Below are 21,764 nucleotides of genomic sequence, written 5' to 3' on the forward strand. Positions count from 1 at the left end.
ATTTCTGTATTAGGGTGTGCCTTGAACAAAATATGAACATGGTCTACATCATGATTCCATTCAACTAATGTGATGTTATAGTTTTCAGATAGTCGAACAAACATATCTTTTGCATAGTCTGACATATCATCATCAAACACATTTCTTCTGTATTTCACGACCAACACAAGGTGATAATACAACAAGAATACTGAATGGTTATTACTATCTAATTTCATTTATATACCAGCCTTTATAATTTATAAGACTGATTATATCAGAGGCAAAATAAAAAGGAAAACCTTTTGGCTACGCCAAACCGAAATTCATCTCCCACTTACCGTTGGGCTACGCCCTTCACACGCTTGAGGAAGGAGAATTCTTTCGGGAAATTCGTTAAAATCTGTTTCCCCATCTTTTAGAGCTCTACAAAAACAGGTGGATTCAGCGGATTAATTTGCAATAAAAAATAGAAATAGTCAGTCATGGTAGCCTATTTCTTCTTTTTTAGATGTATTAAATGGCTTGTATTTCTCTCTTAATCCTTCGATTTCCTTACACTTCTCCTTAATATCCTCTCGAAGAGATAATCTAACCTTGTATAATTTTATCACAGTTATAATTTTCCACTGTTTAATTAGGAAATTCATATGTTGACCATTTACGCCTAGGATTTTTCTTTCCCCATTTCGCACGAAGGTTCCTTTTTGCTCTACGGTAACAATTTCATACATACACATCTTCCTTTCCATTTGAATGGTAAATTATTATATCAAGATTTATTATTATGCAAAATTACATTTCAATTGTAGTTGATAATCATTCTTAATGTAACTATAATGATTACATGTTGGGTGATATAAGAAAGTTATTTACGAATTAAACCTAACTACACATTTAAATACAATCGGAATGGAGATGTTATAAGGTATGAAAAAAATCATTTTAGCTGGTGCATTAGGAATTGCAGCTCTTGCAGGCACAAATCTACCAGGATTAGAAGTAACAAAAGCAAGTGCAGCTTCTATCGAGTCAAATTTATCAACAATTGAAGGGCGTGTAGTTGAGGTTACTGATAATGTTATCTCTGTTGAGTCAACAAAGTATTCAGAACCTATTAGTATCTATTTAAACTCTACACCAAATGTAAAAGTTGGTGATCAAATAAAAGCTACTGGTGCAATGATGCGTAATTTTACGGACTATATGATTGCAGAGTCAATTGAAAAGGTTCAAGATACTGATACATTACACCAGGGAAGTTATTTAAAACATGTTTTTGCATACGAATATGAAATAGGACATGTTACAAAAGTAGATAAGTTTAAATCTGGAATAGAAGAATATAGTTATGTAATTGTTCAATATACTGGAAATGACGGAAGTAAACGTAATGTTACAGTTTATTTAACACACGGGCAGAAATTTAATGTAGGTGAAAAGGTTAAAGTTCATATGGCGAACGCTGAAAGAAGTAATGAGTGGTCGATAACAGATGAGATTGAAAAAGTTAATGATTCTCAAGCATTAACTGATGATCGATGGATTTGGTCTTAATATAAAATTGTATTTTTTCTCTTATTGAAAAGAATTATTTGTCATGGTTAATTTCTTCTGTTAGTAATATGAAGAATTGAAATATTATCCAACCAACTAAATGTATAAACCTTTTAATCGAAAAGAACTTGTAGACAAAACTACAAGTTCTTTTTACTTTTCCAAATAATAAGAGAAAGTAAACAAATATTCAAAACTTCATATTTATAAACCAATCTGTTCAAAATCGATGGTATATTCTATAGCAATATTGGTTCTTTAATGGTTGGTAAAAACTCGATACTCATAGCGTAATGTAATAACAAATTGATATACTCTTGATTTGGTTCTAAACAATGTACATTCTTTAAGTATCCTTGCGTGTATAAACAAGATGGTATAGCTACTGATAGCTCTTCTACAGATTCTAATAAAGGCATTATGAGCTCTAAAGCTTTCTGTTCATCAGTAGTTAGATTCGTATCAAAAAACTTCTCTATATACTTTTCTTGTTTCATTAACATAATACCATATCCAAAATCTTGTAAATTATTTATAAATTGATCCCATTTAAGTTGATTGGGATTACAAATATGCATAGTTTTATTTACTGTATTGGCCTTATAGGATAATTCAGTAATAGCTAAACTTCCATAGTCTACAGGCGTTAAATCTACATACGTATTGATTTCAGGTGCTACGTTAGATAAGCATATCCCTTTCAACAATCTATAAAAAGCGTTTTCATTAATATTGAATTGAAATTTACCCGTTTTAGAGTTACCCACTAAATTCCCCACACGGTATATCGTAGCACGAACTCCTTTTTCCATTGCTTCTCTGACCATTTTCTCGCCTTGAAACTTACTTTCTAAGTAGACATTATCTAAATTTTGACCTCTATCAAAATTAGACTCAAGGAATTCAAATTCTTTTGGATCGCTTTCAGCCTGTCCAGCTACACTTAAAGTCGATATATAATGAAAACGTGCATTTGTATTCTTAGCTAATTCCAATAAATATTTTGTAGACTGAACATTTACCTTTTGAAAATGCTCACGTTCTCCATAGTGTCTAACTTCTCCACCACAATGTATGATTGATTCTACCTTATTATTTAAATGGTCCAATTGCTTTGAATCTAGACCTAAATTTATCAAAGATAAATCTCCTTCAATTAACTCTACTCTCTCCTCCAACTTTTGGAGAATTTCTTTACCGAAATAAAACATCATTCTTTCTTTTAACTTTGCACCAATTACTTGATCCTCATTATTTCTTACTAGACAGTAAATAGTCGTAGATGGCAACTGTAATAAGCGTTCTAAAATGTGTGCTCCTAAATATCCTGTAGCCCCTGTAAGGAACACTGCTTTTGGATAATTCACCCTACCTATCTCACATTCTTCTATTTTATTTCTTTTACAAGCAGGAGGCATTATCGTTTCATTTTCCATACATGCTACATTCATATTTTTCTCTTTCTTTAACGACATCTTTTCCATTTCTTCAATATGAGAGGCTAAGTTTTCTATTGTTCTATACTTAAAGAAATCTTGAATTTTCAAGTTAGGATATAACGGTTTTAATTTGACTAATGCCGGCATAACTTTTAAAGAATGTCCACCCAAATTAAAGAAATCATCTTTTAAACCTATAGATTTTATGTTTAGAACTTCAGACCATACCTTTGCAATGTTTTTTTGCACTTTAGTTTGAGGCTTAAGTATACCCTCATCCTTTTGCTCATGGTCAAGCTCTATTGCAGGCAGTTTTTCAAAATCAATTTTCCCATTCGCCGTTAGTGGTATTTCTAACACGTGAGAGTAATATTTAGGGATCATATATTCTGGCAATACATTTGATAAATGTAAAGCTAGCTTATTTTTTTCTATCCCTATAGCGTCCACTGTTTTATAATAAGCTTGCAGTAACATCCCATCTTTCGTTTGTGTTACCACGGCTTGATTTATCCCCTTAAGTTGTAACATTGCATCTTCTATTTCCCCTAATTCAATTCTGTGCCCTCTAATTTTAACCTGCTTATCTTTTCTTCCCATAAATTCTATATTTCCATTTGGTAACCACCTTGCTAAATCACCGGTTCGATATAACCTTTTACTATTATCCGCTGAAAATAGATTCGAAATAAATGCCTGTTTTGTTTTCTCTTCCTGCTTCCAATACCCTTTGGCTAATCCTAAGCTCTCAATGTATAATTCACCCATGCAACCTACCGGACAATGTTGCATATATGAATTCAATATATGAACCTTTGTGTTAGAAATTGGAATACCAATCGGTATGCTTCCTAAAATGTTATTTTCGCATTCTAATTCTGGTATGAAATAGTACATCGCTGAAACAGTTGCTTCAGTAGGACCATACTCATTTACCAGTTGCACTTGGTTTTTAAAAGTATTTTGCCAACTCCTAATAGCATTTGTTGATGCAGCTTCCCCTCCCATTATCATAAATCTTAAAGAACGTATCTTCTCCCTATCCGGTTTAGTTAATGAGGTCGATAATTCATTAAAAAATACTGTTGGTAAATCAGAAATAGTTGCTTGTATTTCTTGGACTGCTTGGGCATATTCGACAGTTGAATAGCGCTGTTCATTACTTAATACATATAGTTCCGCCCCATTTAACAAAGTAGAAAAAATTTCCGATACAGAAGAATCAAAACTATGGGAATAAAACTGTGTTATTTTATCATTTGGTGAAATATGAAATACTTCATTTCTCCATTCAACTAAATTTAATACTCCTTTATGAGTTAATAATGTACCTTTTGGTTTGCCTGTTGATCCTGAAGTATAAATGACATAGGCCAAGTCATCTGGTTTATTTAAAATTTTCACATCACTATTTATAGTCGTACGATATATATCCTCTATTATTGAAACGTTATAATTGCTTACGTTCAAATGACTTTTGTATTTGTTACTCGTTATAATTCTACATGCCTCGCTATCACTAACTATATAATTTATTCTATCCTCAGGGTATTTTACATCGATTGGTATATAGGCAGCACCGGCTTTTAATATTCCAATCATAGAAACGATACTATTCATACTTCTATCTAAAAATATGGCTACCTTGTCACCTTTTTTTATACCTTTATCAAGCAAATGTTGAGCTACTTGATTAGAACTCCTATTTAATTGCCTATATGTTAAAGACTCTGTTTCAGTCGCTATAGCAATCCGATTTGATTGTCTTTCTACTTGCTTATAAAATTGCTCCTGTATATTTTGAAAATAAGGATACGGTCTTTCTGTATGATTTACCTTTCTATATAGAGATTCCTCTTCCAGTGATAGGAATGAAAGATTCTCATATGCCACTGTTCTTTGATGAATAAATGCGTCCAGTATATTAAGTAAATTTTGAGTAAACCTATTAATTGACTCTTCCTTGAAAAGATTAATATTATACTCAAATGAAATCTCTACATAATCCGATCCTTCTTCAACAGCTAAAGAAATGTCAAACTTACTAACATCTTGTTTATTAGGTAACAATTGAAGCTTGTAAGCATCATGTTGTTGCAAAATATCTTTCTGGTAACTAAACATAGTAGAAAAGATCGGGTTATTTCCAAAGCTTCTATCAGGATTTATTTGCTCAATTACTTTATCAAATGGGTATGATTGGTTTTGGAAAGAATTCAAACATTTTTCTCTCACTACTTTTAATAGCTGTTTTAAATTTTTTACATCATTTAATTGTGTTCTAATCGCTAAAGTATTTACAAAAAATCCTTGTATTTGTTCAAATTCTTGATAATTCCTTCCAACAACCGGTGTACCTACAATAATGTCTTTTTGATCCGTGAGATAATGTAACAATTGAATATATGCTGCCAAAAATAGCATATACATCGAAACATTCTCTTGTTCACATACTTGTTTCAAAGACTCTTTCATTTTATTATCTAACTTCATTTCAAATACTGTACCTCTATTTGTACTTTGACGATTCTTACTAAAATCTAAAGGAAGATTTAGTATAGGAAGAGGCGCTGCAAGTTCGGCCATCCAATAAGATTTTTCCGTATCCCACCGACCTAATTTTAACTGCTCTTGTTCCCACTCAACATAATCTACATATCGATTAGAAATAGTTGGCAACTCAGGATTTCTTCGTTTAGCAAAGGCACTATATACCTTCATCAATTCATCTAATAAATTCCTGACACTCCACTCGTCAGTAATAATGTGATGTAAATTGATATATAGATAGGATTTTTTCTTATCAAGATTAAAAATTCTAATCCGGAAAAGCGGTCCATTTTCCAAATCAAATGGTGTATGATCCGTTTGATTTATTGTTCTACGTATATATTCTTGTTGTTCCTTTTTAGCCATGTGTTCAATCTCATGGTGTGTCAGGTCAATCGCTATTGATTTTAATATGACTTGTCTAGGCTCCCCATTTTTTTCAATAAACACTGTTCGGAGCATCTCGTGTCGTTCAACTAAAAACCTTATGGCGTCCTGTAAAATATCTTTTTTCAAACTCGGCTCAATATATATGTGTAGTGGTGTATCGTATACTCTATTAATAGCGTTTGATTTATTTAAAAACCAGATTCTTTTTTGAGCACTTGATAACTGGTAACTTTCCTTATCTGCAACTTTTAATATTTGCATCTTCTGTTCTTCCCTATCATGATTTACTTCCATTAATTTATCGATATAAGCAGCTAGACTAGCAATTGTTGTATGCTCAAAAATATCTCTAATTTCTATTTTCAAATGAAACTCTTTTTGAATTTGATTTAATACTTGCACAGCAATTAATGAATGTCCCCCAAGTTTAAAAAAGTCATCATCTCTACTGATTCTATATTTCCCTAAATTTAAAATCTCTACCCATGTTTTTGCCAACCTTTTTTCTGTTTCACTTATCGGTGGTACATATTTCTTCTGCATGTTTTCAAGTAAAGATGGGATTTGTAATTCTAATTTTTTTCTATCTAGTTTCCCGCTTGGTGATAAAGGAAAACTTTTAAGGTGAAATACATAATTTGGTATCATAAAATCTGGTAAGCTTTCACTTAAGAATGTTTTTAAGTTCTCTTGTTTTATCTCTGTATTGTCTTTTGATACAAAAAAGCTAGCAATTTTGTCATTTTGATAAGTTACTACTACTGCATCTTTTACCTCTGGGTGTTTAAATAATGCTCTTTCTATTTCATCAAGCTCAATTCGATACCCACGTAGTTTTACTTGATTATCTTTCCTTCCGATAAATTCTAAGTTACCATTTGGTAAAAGACGTACTAAGTCCCCAGTACTATATATTTTTTTATTTCGATTATATGATTTTTCGAAAGAAATAAATGCCTCTTCTGTTTTTTTCTTTTGATTTATATATCCTTTAGCAACCCCATCACCACCAATGAATAACTCACCTACTACTCCTGACGGACATAACGTGTTGAACGAACTGACCACGAAAACTTTACTATTAGCAATTGGTTTACCTATTGGTATATTAGAAGTTTCTTCTTTTATCTCATGATTTACTTCATAAATGGTTGTACATACAGTAGCTTCAGTAGGACCATATGCGTTAAGAATTGGAATCTTTAACCCTACTTTACTTTGCCATTTACGAACTGATTCAGCAGGTATGGTTTCCCCTCCCACAAATACACATTTTAAGGAATTTAATTTCAGTAACATTTCTTTAGGCATATCAGCTATTAATTTAAAAAATGCAGTTGGTAAAAGAACAAATGTAATACCATTCTTGTTAATTACATTTATAAATTCTTCTGCAGAACGTTTTTCCATTTCAGAAATTACATGCATTCTTCCTCCGCATAACAAAATCGGAAACATTTCCATAATGGAGGCATCAAAAATCATTGTTGCAAATTGTAAAAATACATCATTTTTGTCTAAATTAAATTGATTCATTAATGAATATGATAAATTAATTACTCCTCTATGTGGTACAACTACTCCTTTTGGTAAACCTGTTGAACCTGACGTATAGATAATATACGCAGCATCTTCTATGGTATGTGTAGGCGCAATATTTTCTATAGAATTAGCGTAATGAAAATCTTCTAGATAAATTGTATGAATCGCAAAACTTTCAACCAATCTCCTGTATTCTTTCTTCGTAATAATCATTTGACTTTCGCTATCTTTTAAGATGTATTCTATTCTTTTTTCAGGAAACTTTGGATCGATTGGTACATAAACTCCACCTGATTTTAGTATACCTAGAATGCATACAATTGTATCGATCTCTCTCACCATAGTAATACTTACACGCTGTCCCTTTTTTATATCATTTTCACGTAAATAATTCGCAATTTGATTTGACCTTTGCTGCAAGTCATAATAGGTAATTGATTTATCCCCCATTGAAATCGCTATTTGATTTGGCGATTTTAATGCTTGTAGATCAATTAATTGATCTAATGTTTTTAAATTAGGATATGCAAGAGTATTTGAGTTTATATCTTTGTATAAACGATGATCTTTTTTTAAAAGTAAATCCAATGAATGGATAGGTTCGTTCACATTCTTCATTAGTTTTTGTAACAAATATATATATCTTTCAACTAAATCATTCATACTATCTGGTTTATATAATGCTGAATTATAGTCAACCTCAATTTTATTCTCTGTTTCCCCTTCATATCTCATTATTCTCCAGGTCATGTTAAAAGGATTTACTCTTTTACAATCTGTTAAAACTGTGGACTCAATATCAGGAATTTTCAATTGAGGTATCCTTACCGTATTAAATGCTGTTGAATAAATCATATTATGATGTGTATTATTATTTAGATTTAAATCTCTTACTATATGTGAATATGGATTATGTTTATACTTAATAGCCAAATAAACAGATTTATTCACCTTGTTAAGTATTCCCTTAAATGTATCACCTTTTTCTATTGTTATACGTATAGGTAATGTATTAACAAAATAACCAAAAGCATTCCCTTCTTCCGTTTGTGGTCTAGTATTAATTGGAATACCTACAATAATTTCTTCAGCATTTGTCATTTGATGAAGCAAGGCACAATAAGTACTTAACATAACCCGATAGACACTTATGTTATTTCTTTTAGCAAAACATTGTATTTGATAAAATAGATCGGCATCAATATTCTTGCTTATATTTTTGTTCGTATATTTCGGTTCATTCATTTTATTAATAGTAGCAGGAAACTCTGTAGGAGGTAATTCACCTTGTAAATAATCTTTCCAATAGGATGATCCTTCTCTATATATTGCACTATCAATAAAACCTTCCTCAAATTCTACAAGGCTCTTATAAGGAGATTCTAATACTAAACCCGTATTTTCTTGAAGTAATTCACAATACGTATGAGACAATTGTTGGATAAAAACTCCTAAACTACATCCATCATAAATAATGTGATGAAAAATCATATGTAAAATAAATTCATCTTCACAAAATTTAATGATGTGGAATTTAAACAAAGGCCCTTCTTCTAAATTAAATTTCTCATTCACTATAGAGCCTAAGAATTTTTTTAAAATAAATTTTTGTTCTGTGTTTTTAAAAGCAGTTAAATCCTTAATTGGTATATCAAAGTCTATACTCTTTTGAATGAATTGTTTAATTTTTTCGTCCCTCTTAATAAATAGTGTACGTAGCGCCGGGTGAGATTGCACTATTAAAGTAAGCGCTCTCTTAAGGGTATCTATTTGAAGATTTCCTTTTAGCTTTATTATGTTAGCTTCATTGTTCATTCCATTTTCTAATTCCATTTGATGAGCTATCCATAATGCTTCTTGCCCTACTGTTGTATCCAATTCTTCTACAATTTCATATTGCTTTTGTATTTCCTTCATATGAATTTCTCCTTTTATAAATATTTCAAAACGGATAATATTTACAATTACAACTATATGTACACATTCTGCGATTTGTAAATGTATATTTTCCGACTAAATTCAACATTTATTTCGCTTATTGCATAGTTATTAAAATGATGAATAAAATTCATATTTATACTGTAACAGTTCATACTTTTATTCAATTTAAGCATAAAAAACCATTTCACTAATAATTCTAATTTCTTTTTATACAGTAATCTTACATATTTCATTAAAGGAAATAGCCTAATTTATACCCCGTAAATAAATTCAAGAATATTCCAACTGGGCACTATATATACTTCTAATAACATAAACTGTAAAGGAGGAGTCCGTACATAATGGAATATAAATTATTAGGTAACACCGGATTAATAGTTTCAGAGATAGGATTCGGTTCTTGGGCAATTGGTGGAGATGAATGGGGAGCAGTAAAAGATAATGAATCACTTGATGCAATGGAAAAAGCAATTGATCTAGGGGTCAATTTTATTGATACTGCTGATGTTTATGGACTAGGTCATAGTGAAACGCTAGTTGCAAAAGCTATAAATAATCGCAGGCAAGATATAATCCTTTCTACAAAAGGTGGTTTAATTGGTCATCATTATGACCCAAATCAACCAGCCGTTTATGGAGATCCTCAAAAGATCATTGATGCGTTTGAGGCTAGTTTACTGCGGCTTAAAACGGATTATATAGATGTGTACTTTTGTCATATTTGGTGGGATAAACCTGAAGAAACAGAAGCCTTTCTACAAGCTTTCCAAACCTTAAAAAAATCTGGCAAAGTGAGAGCTGTTGGCGTTTCTACTAATGATTTAGATTATATAAAACATTTTAATCAGAATAATGATTTAGATGTCGTACAATTCGATTATAGTATTTTGAATAAAGAACCTGAAAAAGACATCCTTCCTTATATTGAAAAACATAATTTAGGTGCTGTGATAAGAGGTCCACTTAAGATGGGAATTTTAACTGGGAAATTTAATCATGAAACTCAATTTCCAGACGATGATTTAAGAAAAGATTGGCCAAAAGAAAAGTGGTTTAAAGATAGCTTAAACACAGTAGAGAAATTACGTTCACTTGTACGTTCAAATCGAAGTTTAGCGCAAGTTGCTTTACGTTATGTTTTAAGTCACCCAGCCGTTTCAGTTGCTATTCCTGGTGCAAAAAATTCCATTCAGGTTGAAGAAAATTCTTCACACCTAACTCGCCCATTATTATTAGATAATGAAATTGAATTCATTAAAAAGCTTTGATCAGATCATTATTCACCTACAAAAATCATGTTGACTCTTCTATTAAATCCATACTACTACTTCTTCTCCACTAGAACATATCTTTAACACTTCCACCCTATTCTTCTCTTTTTCCAACAATATCCACAGTTTATAAGGTAGTTGAGCCCTTATATTCAACTACCTTATAATAGTTCTACATTATATTAAATTATCTACTACATTAGTTGAATACATGATAGGACATCATGCAAACCAAATAAACAATTAATTCAGAAATATTTTTAGAAACTTCATTATCTCACAATTACTTTTTTTAAAATAAATCAAAAAATTTTTCTTTACTTTAAATTCCATAGTTCATATAATCTTCTATGGAATTACATTTTTTTCTAAATAGCTCCTGATTTCTAAGTATTCAAAAGGGCAATTACAAATTATTATACCCTTATGTTTAACCAAGCAAAATAAAAATCCAGTTTTTTACAAGGAGAAGTGACTGCATGCAAGATATTTTAAAATTATTTCCGAGCGTTGACGGAAATGAAGAAAAACAACAACTTTTATTAGAATCTATGCAGAAAATAATTAAAAATCTTGACCGATTAAAAAATGAAGAGCGAGCTACTTTAGGTAAATGTGAGGAAAAATCCGAGGGATACTACAATGGCTTAATTCACCAAAGTCATATTCCACTAGCTGGAATTACTATGTCTGAGGTTATAGAAGAGCTAAACCAATTTATGAATGGTCATCCTTGTCCAAATAAATATTACTTGTCTAACGCTGTACCACTACCAAGTATACCTTCACTATTAGGTGTAATAACCATGGCCCTTTTAAATGGTAATGGTGTTTGGGATGTATATGGTCCAGGGGCAGCTGAAGCAGAAGTAAAAGTTGTATCCATGCTTTCAAAACTGATTGGTTATAATCCGCATAATAGCGGTGGCTATACAACATGGGGTGGACAAGGATGCGTGTTTTCGAGCTTGCGCTTAGCAATTTCTAAACAATTCCCATCAGCAAAGGAACATGGTACTCCACAAAATGTATATTGCTTTGCTTCTGAAAATGCACATTATAGTTTATTAAAGTCAGCTGAAGCAACTGGCATTGGGTCAAATCACTTAATAAAAGTGAAAACTGATCCTTATACAAACTCTATGGATATAGAAGATTTAGAGAATAAAATGATACAAGTTATTAAAAATGGCGGTATCCCCCTTTATATTCTAGCTACTATGGGGTCAACAGATACTTTTACCATTGATGATATAAAAAAAATTAAAGAGAGTACCGAAACAATACAGAAAAAATATAAATTAAAACCTATTTATATCCATGCTGATTCTGCAATGGGCGGATTCTATAGTTTCTTTAATAATTATAGTTTCGAAGAAAATCCACTCGCATTTGAACCTGATGTGAAAAATGCCTTACAATACGTACAAGATAAAATGCAATATATGTCTCTTGCAGATAGTGTATGTTTTGATTTTCATAAATTAGGACAAACACCTTATGCCTCAAGTATTTTAATCGTAAAAAACCATACTGATTTACAACTGATGGACATTGAACAAGATGATACACCTTATCTTGGTAATAGATCATATGGGAGTTATCATACAGGCTATACTTTAGAATGTTCACGAGCTGGTAGCGCTATTCCCATGTATATCAATCTAGTAGCCTTTGGAATTGAAGGATATCAAAAATTATTAGCAAATTATATTCGTGTAAATCTATTATTTAGAGAAAAATTGCGCAAAGCCCTGCCTCAAGTCGCAATCACAAATGATTTTACATTTGGACCAATTACAACTTTCCGTTTCTATATGAATGGAGATGGCCAAGAAAATTGGGAAAAGGAACGAATAGGCCTTGCAACAAAAGAAGAGATTGAGGATACAAACCGATTAAATATAGAACTATTTAATTACCTAGGAAAAAATCGTGATCAAGTATTTTTTGGTGATACAACTCGTTCTTGTGTAGTAGATGTAATAAACAGTTATGATAGAAATCCAATTTCTACATTAAAATTCTTTTCTATCTCCCCATATACAACTGTTGAATGTTTAGATGAGGTTGTAGCATTTCTTTATGAACATATTTCGATTGCTACTAAACAGATTTATTCATATGTTTAATAACCATCTTTGTTAGCGCTTTAATAGTTAAACTTAACTAAATTAAATAAAATTATTAATCCTTTTAATTACTATTAACTATATCAGGAAAGAGGAAAAACATATGAATATAGAGCTACTTGATACACACCACGTGAAAGATGCAGCACATTTACTTGCACATTCTTTTGTTAATAATGAACCTCTTGTAAGCAGCTTACAAATTCCTTTTGCTCATTTTCACAAAATGTGCGAAGAAATGATGAAACAAGCTGTATCTCAAGCTATGTCATTTGTAGCAATAGAAAATTTTCAAATTGTTGGAGTTCTTTTAACAAAAAAAGTAACTCAGCCACTAATAGATACAGAGAAAGCGATTGAACTATGCCCGCAAATGGAACCTATTTTTCAACTTTTAGATACATTAGAGACAGAATCTATTGAATTTTCTCATTTAGATAAAGAAAAATTGGTCTATCTAGATATGGGCGCTTGTCATCCAGATTGGATGGGAAGTGGTATAGTCACTACCCTTCTTTCACATGCCATTCAAGAAATAAGTAAAAGAGATTATGATTTTATTGCTGCTTGTACAAATAAAATTTCTCAAAAAATCCTAAAAAAACTGTGTACGACCTATGAAATGAATGAAATAGTGTATAGTAATTTTCTTTATAAGGAAGCATACCCATTTGCTAACACAACAACTTCCTTAGCAGCACAATTACTATTTATACCTCAATCTCAATTCGTCGTTAAAGCCATATAAATTTGTGAAGAAGACTAGCTGTACTTTTGTGCAGCTGCTTTTTTATATAGAGTAAATAAGTAATAGATATTCAGGTTAACATAAGTGAAACTTTTCACATTTTAACTTCTTCGAATTCAATAGTCACTTTCTAAGCCTAACCTATCGAGATCACTCTTATATTTGCTTTAATAGGTTAATGTATTAAATAAATTTACAAAAAGAAAAAGGTTAGATTTATGTATTAGAATCTATATCCATATAACTATTATAATAAATCAAATGAATTTCATGCATTTGAGGTTGGACATTTTTATGACACACAAAAAGATTTAAAAATAGAAATGACCCCTACTGGTCAAACATCTTTTCTATTTGTAATTCCTGCTGGAACACGTTTATTTGTACACAGAATTGACCTTGAAGCAGGTCATGAGATGGTTACAGCAATATTCTCTTTTAAAGATAATGGGATGTGTACAATTAAATCTCTTAGAATGCCAACTGATATGCTTAACATCAGCGGAGCAAGGAGATTATAAATCTATAATACAACCACCAAGATAGGATAAGAAAAAAGAATATTCATATCATGGTTTTTTATAAAAAAATTATTACTTTTTATATTCACAGCATTAATTATAATATAGAACATTTTTCTATCTGAATTTACTCATTCACAAAAAGGGTTGGAACTTTTAGATACCCAACCTCTTTTTTAAATAACACTCGATATCCACCATTAGCGTTTTTGACTTCTCCAGACCCCCAACAAATAAAAACCACTCTTCAACTAACCTATAACCGATAGATTAAGTACATTTTTTCATCATAACTATCACCAGTTTAATATATATTTCTAAATCATCTACTTTTACATTTTTGTTTCAGATATTTTTTAAATGCTTTATTTAAACCCAAAAAGTACTCACGTATTAAGTGAGTACTTAAATAATATCCTTTTTTCTTTTTCTAATTGCTCTGTAAAGAGTAGCTTTTGATACATTTCTCATTTCTTCTATTTTTATTTTTTTGAGAAATGCTGCAACAAAATCTTTTAAACACTCAGGAATTAATGCTTTTTAAAAATTCATTTTCTAATTCTACTATCTTTTTTTTACGAGCTTTTATTTTTCTCACAGGCACCCCAGCATACATATACCAATCATCTAAACTTTCTTTTACCATACTCATCGCACCAACAGCCGCTCCTTCTCCTATTACTACATTTGGAAAGATAATAGAATGCGCACCAACAATGGCATGCTTTTTTAAAATAACTTTTCCAGCTTTCACATTTTTATATTGATGTGGAATAGTCGGTCCCATTAATGTATTTCCGCTAAAATCATCAATTGCTGCATATACAATTGTTTTTGATGAAATATTTGCAAAATCATGCATTTCAATCCCCATTTCTCCTCCAAATAACGCTGTATATGCCGCTATATGCGAATAACTTCCAATTGTAATTTTGCCACTTAAAATGCAAAAGTCATCGATTCTTACATTATTTCCAACAGATATAGCACCTGGATTATATATGCTGGTTTTTTTACTTATTAATACATTTTCCCCGACAGATAGAAAGCCAATTTCGCTCAACTCTTCTTGACTATAAAAACTATTCATCTGTGGAAACCCCCTTCTGCATTAAACACATTATAATTTTCTCTACGATTTCTTTTGTCATTCCTTCCCATAAAGGTAGACTAATGATTCGTTTTTCTATTTTATTTGTATTTGTTAAATCTGTAGACTTATATTTTTTAAAGAAATCTTGTTGATGACAAGATGGTGAAAAATATGATCTAGCTTCTATCTTTTGCTTTTTCAACTCTTCTATTATCTGCATATTGTTAATTTTTTCCGAACAGAGGATAGGCATAAATTGATGAATAACTGCTTTTGTCTTTTGAACTTGCCAGCCTTTTTTTATTAATCCCGTACTTTGTAATAACTGTTTATACCATTCAGAGATACGAGTTCGTTCTTGCATTTTTTGATTCCATTTATTTATCGTTGTGATCCCAATAGCTGCTGCATATTCAGTCATTTTACAGTTAAACCCCATCATCGTACATTCACGATTATGATCAAATCCAAAATTACCCATTCTTTTAATTTGATTTATCTCTTCCTCATTATGGCTATATATCATACCACCTTCACCAATTCCGAAAGGCTTTGTTGCATGAAAGCTATATACAATCATACCACTAAAATTCTGACCGTAATGTACACCCTCATGCATTAATCCAAACCCTGGTGCCGCATCTACAACAACCGGAACGCCCTTTTTCTCTAATTCTTCATAGTCTTTCAAGTCCATCCATGATCCGAATGTTGCATATGGAACAACAACTGCAACCTCTTCTTTTAATTCATCAATCTTATCCAAAAGTACCGTTTTATCCATACACCAATCATCTAATGAAATATCAATAAAATAAGGCTCCAAGCCACACCAAATAGCTGCCAATGGAGTAGCAGGGAATGTAAAACTAGGCATAAGCGCATACTTTCCTTTTTTTCTTTTCTTACATTGAATTGCCGCCATTAACCCTAACGTTGCGTTTGCTACTGTTGTAACTGCTCCCCTGTTCTGAAAAAATTCCGACATAATTGTTTCTTCAAAACGTTGATTTATAGGTCCATAATTTGTATATATGTGGGATATATCAATTCGCTCTAATTCATCTAAGTACTCTTTTGCAGGTACAATTGACGCACGTAAAAAAGGAATATTCTCCATATGCATCTATTCCTTTCTATCATTTTCGGACAATATAGAGCATATCCGTTTCAGATAATCCGAATTTCCTAGCAATTTCTATCCCTTGTTTCTGAGCTATGTTATACAATTCCACCTTAAAGCCCGCATCTGTTAATCGTTGAATAAATCCCGATCGATTATAAATCCTAACATGATCTTCTTGACCAAAGGCTATTTTTCTCAATAATGGCGTTACAATAGATTTATCCTCTATAATAAAATCTACATTCATTACAATTGGCACTTGAATAATTCCCCATCCATTTGGCTTTAGTACCCTATATAATTCTCGCATTGCTTTTTCATCGTCAGGCACGTGTTCTAATACATGACTACATAAAATAACATCAAAGGTATTATTTTCGTATGCAATTCTCGTAATATCAATTTCCTCCATTAAAGAATCCTTTGGTTCTAAATCCCCACATATATAAGTAATGTTTTTAAACTGGTTAAGCCATCCTCTTACCTTCACTTCAGGTGCAATATGAAGCATAGTATAATTCCTACTTAACAAATCCGTTTCTGTTTCAATGTACGCACGATACAACCTGTCACGATCCATGGAATAGCAAACTGGACAGATACCTGTATCTTTATTCCACATCTCAAATTCATATTTTTGAAAATCATAATGTGCTGGCCAAGGAGAAAATTTTTCAAATTCTTGATTGCAATATTGGCAATAACAAATATTTTTCTCAAATATATGAGTAACTAGTTTAATTAACCCGCTTTTTATCTTTTCATTATAAATTTGATCTAGTTCTCCACTTCTTACTGCATCCTTAAGTATAAAGCCCGCATTCTCCAAACAATAAGATAAGCTCTCTTTATAATCTTGTTCAGTATTTAAAAACCCACTATTATGTGCATCTGTAATTAATTCAATCCATTCTTCAATTGTCATTAATATAAAGTGCATTTGTTTTTGATTTTGTCCACTATGTTGTCTAAAGTAGCTAAGAGGTTCCTGTATATAAACTGCTTTTCCTTTCCTCATCATATCTAACCAAGTTGCAATGTCATTAATAGAAGAATACGCTTTCCCCTTAAAATAACCAAATTTCCCTCCAAAAAAATTGCGATTAAACAAAACTGTTGTCGGTTCTCCAACTACGTTTTTCAAGTTTTTCAACATATAATTCCCTAGTGTTTCCCCTTCAAAAATTGTAGTTTCTGTGGCAATTTTCACATTTAATGTTGAGGGGGGTAATACCTCTCCATTCTCATCAATCAGTTCACGGTACGACGTCACAAATGCAATGTTTTCTAATTCAAAAAAGTATTTCATCATTCTCTCAATCTTTTCAAGGTGAAATAAATCATCATCTAATAAAAAATTTATATATTCACCAGTAGCAAGCTCTATACATTGATTAAAATTTTCAGCCACCAATGGATTTTCATTTTTAACATATGTTATACATTCATGTTCTTTTAAGTATGGCTGGATCATTGTTTTTACTTCATCATTTGTACTATCGTCAGAAATTATAATTTCTATATTTTCATAGGTTTGATTCAAAGCACTTTTGAGGGCTAATTCTAAGTAATGAGGTCTATTGTAGGCAGGAATTAGTATACTGACTTTTGGGAGGTGCGAGTTGATATTCATACGCTGTTTTTTCTTTTCAATATTTATTTTCTTTAGCTTGATTTGTTGATAGTAATCCAATGAATATAATATGGATGATGGAACAATTCTTCTTGCATAGTCTAGAAAATTTGTAATAGCTCTGTCTAACTCCTCTTCGGAGGATAAGAAACCATATTTTTCTCCAGCTATAATAATACTATGAGAAAAATCTTCTAACCCATCCATCATTTTATTAGATTCATTTAACTGCTGATTTGAATGTAATCGAAAGTAACTGAGTGTCTCCGCTATATATACTGCTTTCCCTTTACTCAGTAAGGATAACCATGAAGCTACATCTACGTTGCAAAGATACCGCCTTTTATCAAATACACCATACGGTTCTGTTAAATCACTTTTACGAAATAAAACCGTTGTCGGTTCTCCTATATAATTCTTTTGATTCATAATCACCATTTTTCCTAATTGTGACCCATCTATAATCGTATCTGTATAAAATAAACGCATCGTTGAATAAACATCTGGCAATAGGTTTCCTTCTGCATCCATTACTTGGCGATGAGATGTTACAAGCTTAATTTCATTATCTAGGTCTTTTAAAAAGTATTTCATCATTTTTTTAATTTTATTTACATGAAATAAATCATCATCCATTAAGAAGTTTACATACTCACCTTTCGCTTCATGAAATAACATACGTGAGTTCTCAAATTGTCCAAGAGTTGACTTATTTTTTATATAAATAATATTTGAATGATCATACAAGTACTTTTGTAACACTTTCTCTGTTTCGTCGTTTGTACTATCATCCCCTATTATAATTTCTATATTAGGATACGTTTGTTCTAATACACTACATAAAGCTTTTTCAAAGTAGTGTGGACGATTATACGTAGGAATTAATACACTTACTAAAGGCGTTTTATTTATTTCCTTTTCATTTGTACCATTTTCCATTCTATTCCTCCGCCTTTTTATTTATTTTCACTTTTGAAATAGACATGCTACTACAAATCTATTTATTAGACGAACTAGATCTGAAAGGTGTTGCGAAAAACAAATAAATAGCTTTAAAAACAGCAGCTATGTTGACATAGTGTAGAATAAACCTGGATAACTTTTTTCGTCCCATTCTATTTATTTGTAAAATGCGGCATTCTTTTTTCAATAAATGCCTTTACCCCCTCCTTCACATCTTCTGTTTGAAATACTTTTCCAAAGTAACGCGCTTCAATCTCAAGCCCTTCTTGTAAAGGTACTGCTGTCCCTTCGCGAATTGCCAACTTCATATAGGCGAGAGCTGGAAGAGAAAATTTACTTATATCCCTTGCAATTTCTTTTGCTTTATTTAACGCCTCTCCTCGAGGGGTAATGTAGTTAACCAAGCCTATTTCTTTTGCTTCTTTAGCTGTAATCGATTTCCCTGTGAACATCATCTCTTTTGCTTTCCCTTCTCCAATTAATCTAGGTAAGCGTTGGGTTCCTCCAGCCCCAGGAAATAAACCTAACGTAATTTCCGGTAATCCAATTAAAGATTGTTCTTCTATTATCCTTAAGTCACAAGCAAGTGCTAATTCGCATCCACCACCTAGTGCTAACCCATTAACAGCAGCTATAGTCGGTTTAGACAGATTCTCTAGTTGATTAAGAGGTTGGTGCAATTCTAATGATTTCATCTCGGCATATTTTTCACCTTTGCCCATCCAATCTGGAAATTCTTTTATATTCCCTCCTGCTACAAAGGCCTTTTCTCCACTTCCAGTTATAATTACGACTGAAATATCATTATCAATTTCTATTTCCTCTAATACATCTACTAATTGTTGAACTACTTCTAAACTTAAAGTGTTGACTGGTGGATTTTTAATTGTAACGACAGCAATACTTCCTTTTTTATTACAAGTTACTACTCGTTCATTCTTCATAAAAAATCCCCTTTTAAACTACCTAATTTTTCACAACACCAAGCATCTTTACTTCACTTACCATCAGCCTAAATTTCCGAATATGGTTCCGCTTTTAGAAATTCATCAATTTATTGTATGAACTGTAGAAGCATAAAATGAGCAATCCTTTCTTGGCACCATTTTATAATCACAACATATTTTTAAATTGTTCTTTTACTGTATTAATTTGGCTTCATGTTTCTTTGGTTTCCGTTACACAGTTTCTGAAGCTGGGTTGACTCTTAGAAAAAATGAGATAAGAAGACTGTTACATGAGGAACATTAAATGAGAACAGTTTAAGAAAGACACTATTTTAGTAGCCACTTGTATTTAAGTCTTTCTTAACTAATTTGTTGTAATTACAATTGAACTACCCTCACTTTCACTTCGTTTAGAAGTGGGGAATTCCTAAGTAAAGAGTTCTATCGAACGCTAAATAAAAAAGCTTATCCTTTAACACGTAATGATAAGCTTTTTTATTATTCTTTTCATTTTTTGTTTTCGGAAGTATTTCTTTAAGTTGATAGCAATGCGGTGCTATCCCATCACTATAAAGCTAAAACTTTATAGTGCCCTCAAAACGGAAACAACAAGTTGCATTTATATAAATAGCTTTTAAAAATTGATAATTTTGTTTAGGGATACTTTAAGATTTTAGCTTGAGAGGCATATAGTACAACCTCATACAGAGTGATTAGGATATTAAACTTAAACGTGTTATTTTTAGCATTCTAAATAATCGGGTTCAATGTATTTTTCTGTTTCAGGAGAACTTTTAATTTCTATAGGATATTTCTTAAAAGCTGCAACAGTAACCCTATCTTCTTGAACTAAACTTCTGGATTCATTTATAGAAGAGAAACCTGTTCGCGTTAAAAAATTGTATAAAGAGGATTTTGTCATCCAAAAACTAGTAACGTTATCTAATGATGCCCATTTTGCTTTTAAACGTTCTTCTATTGATGAATTAGCAGAGTGTTCTAGCATTGTGTGTCCCTTATATTCATAATTTTTATAAAGTACTGATACATTAGGAGTAGAAGTAATATGAGTATCAATTATTACAAACCTTTTGCATACTTCATACACTTTTTCTAAAAAAGGGAATACATCTGAGCAATCTAAATGATATAAAATACCAGAGCATAAAACAATATCAAATTGACCATATTTTTCAGCACTTAAATTTCTTACATCATCTTGATAAAAGGTTAAGTTTTCCAATCTTAATAAATCTTTAGCGAATATAGCTTTTTGTACGTTTGATTCTCTTCCTTCTATCCCTACAACAGTTGCTCCTTGCATAGCAAACTCAATAGAGTAATGCCCCTCTAAACAAGCTAAATCTAAGATTCGAAGATTTTTAAAATCACATTGTGTGATATCTTGAATCATTGTCACAATTTTTTTTAACGCAGGATTTGGTTGTCGAATATCTCTTGTATATAGAGTATCCGTTAATTTAATATCATAAGCAGTCCATTCACCATATTTACGAATAATGTTTTCTTTTTCGAGAACAAAATCTTTCATGATACAATTCGCCACCTTTAACATAATATTATGTGTAATATATACCTTTATAAGATCAATATATGTGTGTATAACTTGTATTTAGACGAAGGTAAACATTTTAAGTCTAATTCTAGAGTATTCCTGCTAAATAAAATTCTCACTAATAAAAAATATGTTATATAACTATAAAAACTCTACCAAATTATTAAAGGAATCTCCTTCCCCCTATCGAATTATTGTAGAGGAAAGGAGAGGAATACATGGAAATTCTAGGATTAGATCCTCGCGCATTAGCGACTTTAGGTGCACTTGAATACACCAATCGTCGCAATAAATTAATCGAAGACTCGGAGAATAACATATACGAGTGTAAAGAAATAAAAGAAATACTTCAATCA

Annotated in this window: 12 protein-coding genes and 1 pseudogene; 5 read left to right on the top strand and 8 right to left on the bottom strand. The window is 31.5% G+C overall.

The annotated features are described in order from the left end of the window. Window positions 1–218: pseudogene (gene tnpA / locus AC22L0_RS26995) on the bottom strand (IS200/IS605-like element ISBth16 family transposase); the annotation flags it as partial. A 240-nt stretch (window positions 219–458) separates the two neighbouring features. After that, on the bottom strand, window positions 459–713 hold the full coding sequence (locus tag AC22L0_RS27000) for a hypothetical protein (protein ID WP_071714975.1): 255 nt from the start codon (window positions 711–713) through the stop codon (window positions 459–461). A gap of 196 nt (window positions 714–909) precedes the next feature. Here AC22L0_RS27000 and AC22L0_RS27005 point away from each other — a divergent pair, with 196 nt between their 5' ends. Continuing rightward, window positions 910–1,536: an ATP F0F1 synthase subunit alpha gene (locus tag AC22L0_RS27005; protein ID WP_087965319.1), complete on the top strand. Its 627-nt coding sequence runs from the start codon at window positions 910–912 to the stop codon at window positions 1,534–1,536. Window positions 1,537–1,775: 239 nt separating this feature from the next. On the opposite strand, the gene AC22L0_RS27010 is transcribed toward AC22L0_RS27005, so the two are convergent. Continuing rightward, window positions 1,776–9,374, bottom strand: a complete 7,599-nt coding sequence (locus AC22L0_RS27010) for a non-ribosomal peptide synthetase (RefSeq protein WP_087965321.1) — start codon at window positions 9,372–9,374, stop codon at window positions 1,776–1,778. A gap of 365 nt (window positions 9,375–9,739) precedes the next feature. Here AC22L0_RS27010 and AC22L0_RS27015 point away from each other — a divergent pair, with 365 nt between their 5' ends. The 4 genes from AC22L0_RS27015 to AC22L0_RS27030 all read left to right on the top strand — a co-directional run bounded on the left by AC22L0_RS27015 (window position 9,740) and on the right by AC22L0_RS27030 (window position 14,070). After that, entirely contained in the window at window positions 9,740–10,666 is a 927-nt protein-coding gene (locus tag AC22L0_RS27015; protein WP_087965325.1) for an aldo/keto reductase, read from the top strand. 482 nt (window positions 10,667–11,148) lie between these two features. Beyond that, entirely contained in the window at window positions 11,149–12,801 is a 1,653-nt protein-coding gene (locus AC22L0_RS27020; RefSeq protein ID WP_087965327.1) for a pyridoxal phosphate-dependent decarboxylase family protein, read from the top strand. Window positions 12,802–12,904: 103 nt separating this feature from the next. Beyond that, entirely contained in the window at window positions 12,905–13,549 is a 645-nt protein-coding gene (locus tag AC22L0_RS27025; protein ID WP_087965329.1) for a GNAT family N-acetyltransferase, read from the top strand. Between the two features lie 323 nt (window positions 13,550–13,872). Continuing rightward, window positions 13,873–14,070: a hypothetical protein gene (locus AC22L0_RS27030; RefSeq protein WP_017658159.1), complete on the top strand. Its 198-nt coding sequence runs from the start codon at window positions 13,873–13,875 to the stop codon at window positions 14,068–14,070. Window positions 14,071–14,593: 523 nt separating this feature from the next. Here AC22L0_RS27030 and AC22L0_RS27035 read toward each other — a convergent pair. The 5 genes from AC22L0_RS27035 to AC22L0_RS27055 form a co-directional block, all read right to left on the bottom strand. Further along, window positions 14,594–15,160, bottom strand: a complete 567-nt coding sequence (locus tag AC22L0_RS27035) for an acyltransferase (RefSeq protein WP_048538700.1) — start codon at window positions 15,158–15,160, stop codon at window positions 14,594–14,596. Continuing rightward, on the bottom strand, window positions 15,153–16,283 hold the full coding sequence (locus tag AC22L0_RS27040; RefSeq protein WP_087965331.1) for an aminotransferase class I/II-fold pyridoxal phosphate-dependent enzyme: 1,131 nt from the start codon (window positions 16,281–16,283) through the stop codon (window positions 15,153–15,155). The genes AC22L0_RS27035 and AC22L0_RS27040 overlap by 8 nt, the downstream gene beginning before the upstream one ends. Before the next feature lie 19 nt (window positions 16,284–16,302). Continuing rightward, window positions 16,303–18,861, bottom strand: a complete 2,559-nt coding sequence (locus AC22L0_RS27045; protein WP_097862624.1) for a glycosyltransferase — start codon at window positions 18,859–18,861, stop codon at window positions 16,303–16,305. A 176-nt stretch (window positions 18,862–19,037) separates the two neighbouring features. Continuing rightward, window positions 19,038–19,829, bottom strand: a complete 792-nt coding sequence (locus AC22L0_RS27050) for an enoyl-CoA hydratase (RefSeq protein WP_097862625.1) — start codon at window positions 19,827–19,829, stop codon at window positions 19,038–19,040. Between the two features lie 745 nt (window positions 19,830–20,574). Continuing rightward, entirely contained in the window at window positions 20,575–21,384 is an 810-nt protein-coding gene (locus AC22L0_RS27055) for a class I SAM-dependent methyltransferase (protein WP_140160696.1), read from the bottom strand. Window positions 21,385–21,764 lie beyond the last annotated feature (380 nt).

The sequence above is a fragment of the Bacillus sp. LQ01 genome (genome assembly GCF_057624735.1).